Annotated in this window: 1 tRNA gene and 2 rRNA genes (1 of these 3 cut by a window edge); all 3 read right to left on the minus strand. The window is 53.6% G+C overall.

The features are described from left to right. Nucleotide 1: 1 nt before the first annotated feature. A tRNA-Met gene (locus BS627_RS10935) sits at nt 2–78 on the minus strand. A gap of 240 nt (nt 79–318) precedes the next feature. Then, nucleotides 319–433 (minus strand): 5S ribosomal RNA (gene rrf / locus BS627_RS10940). Between the two features lie 426 nt (nt 434–859). Then, a 23S ribosomal RNA gene (locus tag BS627_RS10945) occupies nt 860–2,500 on the minus strand (it continues 1,410 nt past the right edge of the window).

A 2,500-nucleotide genomic window follows, 5' to 3' on the forward strand; every position in this document is an offset into this window, starting at 1 on the left:
TTGGTTGCGGGGGCAGGATTTGAACCTGCGGCCTTCAGGTTATGAGCCTGACGAGCTACCGGGCTGCTCCACCCCGCGTTACCAGCGCATTCGGCGAAGCCGAATGTCGCGTCTGCGTCGTTGCTTTAGCGACGACGGAACTCTGGCGGAGTAAATTGCGGAGCAATTTATCTCCTTTAAGGGGCGCACCTGATTTTGTACGCCATTTTTATTGCCTTTAAATCTTTGCCTTGAATGACAAAAGGCCGCATGTAGCGGCCCTTTTTGTCGGCTGGGCCGAAGAGTGTGATTGAGAAGATTTTGCGTTGCGTTTTGCAGACCTGGCAGCGACCTACTCTCCCGCGTCTTGAGACGAAGTACCATTGGCGCTGGGGCGTTTCACGGCCGTGTTCGGAATGGGAACGGGTGCGGCCGCCCCGCGATAACCACCAGGTCGGCAAAACGCAACATATGTTCATGCGGAACGCATGAACATATGATTGCTTTTTTGGATTGGCATGCCTTATCCCGTTCGCTTGTCGCTCACGGGGGGACGCCAATCGGCCATACGGCCACCTCTGATATGAGGGACCAGGTGGCCAAAGCAACCTTGTTCATGTTTTCACATGACTGTTGTTTTCGAGAAGCTGGGTGGCATTGCCACTTTTTATCTTAATTACACGTCTTTCTGTGACCCATCCGTATTCCACCTTTGCCCGAGGTCGAGCGTGGCAGCCATACAGGACGCTAGTCCGTCGCGCCTTCCGGTTTTTGCTGTCAAGCAAAATACCTTATGGCGCGCGCCGTCCGCAGGGCCTTTGGCCCGTGAGGACAGAAGATGATATCATCGAACTTTGTTCGATGAACATAATCAATGGGAACGAAGAAGTCGATCGAGCTATTAGTAACGGTAAGCTTCACACATTGCTGTGCTTCCACACCCGTCCTATCGACGTGGTCGTCTTCCACGGCTCTGATAGGGAACACTCGTTTTCAGGTTGGTTTCCCGCTTAGATGCCTTCAGCGGTTATCCATTCCGTATATAGCTACTCTGCTATGCCCTTGGCAGGACAACAGATCCACCAGAGATACGTCCATCCCGGTCCTCTCGTACTAGGGACAGATCCTGTCAATATTCCTACACCCACGGCAGATAGGGACCGAACTGTCTCACGACGTTCTGAACCCAACTCACGTACCGCTTTAAATGGCGAACAGCCATACCCTTGGGACCTGCTCCAGCCCCAGGATGCGATGAGTCGACATCGAGGTGCCAAACAACCCCGTCGATATGGACTCTTGGGGGTCATCAGCCTGTTATCCCCGGCGTACCTTTTATCCGTTGAGCGATGGCCCTTCCACACGGGACCACCGGATCACTATGACCGACTTTCGTCTCTGCTCGACTTGTCAGTCTCGCAGTCAGGCTAGCTTATGCCATTGCACTCGACGACCGATTTCCGACCGGTCTGAGCTAACCATCGCGCGCCTCCGTTACTCTTTCGGAGGCGACCGCCCCAGTCAAACTACCCACCATACACTGTCCCGGATCCGGATAACGGACCGCGGTTAGACATCCACGAAGATAAGGGTGGTATTTCAAGGATGGCTCCACAAGAACTGGCGTCCCTGCTTCAAAGCCTACCACCTATCCTACACATGCCTTGGCGAATGCCAGTGTAAAGCTATAGTAAAGGTGCACGGGGTCTTTCCGTCTGACCGCAGGAACCCCGCATCTTCACGGGGAATTCAATTTCACTGAGTCTATGTTGGAGACAGCGGGGAAGTCGTTACGCCATTCGTGCAGGTCGGAACTTACCCGACAAGGAATTTCGCTACCTTAGGACCGTTATAGTTACGGCCGCCGTTTACTGGGGCTTCAGTTCAGAGCTTGCACCCCTCCCTTTAACCTTCCAGCACCGGGCAGGCGTCAGACCCTATACGTCGTATTGCTACTTCGCAGAGCCCTGTGTTTTTGATAAACAGTCGCTACCCCCTGGTCTGTGCCACCCCATCATACTTGCGTACAAAAGGGTCACGCTTCTTCCGAAGTTACGCGTGCAATTTGCCGAGTTCCTTCAACATAGTTCTCTCAAGCGCCTTGGTATACTCTACCTGACCACCTGTGTCGGTTTCGGGTACGGTCTATACGGTGGAGCTATTTCCTGGAACCTCTTCGCCGCCCAACCAATCCAATAAGGTTGAACAACACACGAGATCCGTCACTACCACCAGGCCCACGAATATTAACGTGGTTCCCATCGACTACGCGTGTCCGCCTCGTCTTAGGGGCCGGCTAACCCTGCTCAGATTAACTTTAAGCAGGAACCCTTGGTCTTTCGGCGAGGGAGTCTCTCACTCCCTTTATCGTTACTCATGTCAACATTCGCACTTCCGATATCTCCAGGGCCCCTCACAGGTACCCCTTCACAGACTTACGGAACGCTCCGCTACCACTTGCACAAAGTGCAAATCCTCAGCTTCGGTGCATGGCTTTAGCCCCGTTACATTTTCGGCGCAA

The organism is Agrobacterium salinitolerans, assembly GCF_002008225.1.
Taxonomy (GTDB): Bacteria; Pseudomonadota; Alphaproteobacteria; order Rhizobiales; family Rhizobiaceae; genus Agrobacterium; species Agrobacterium salinitolerans.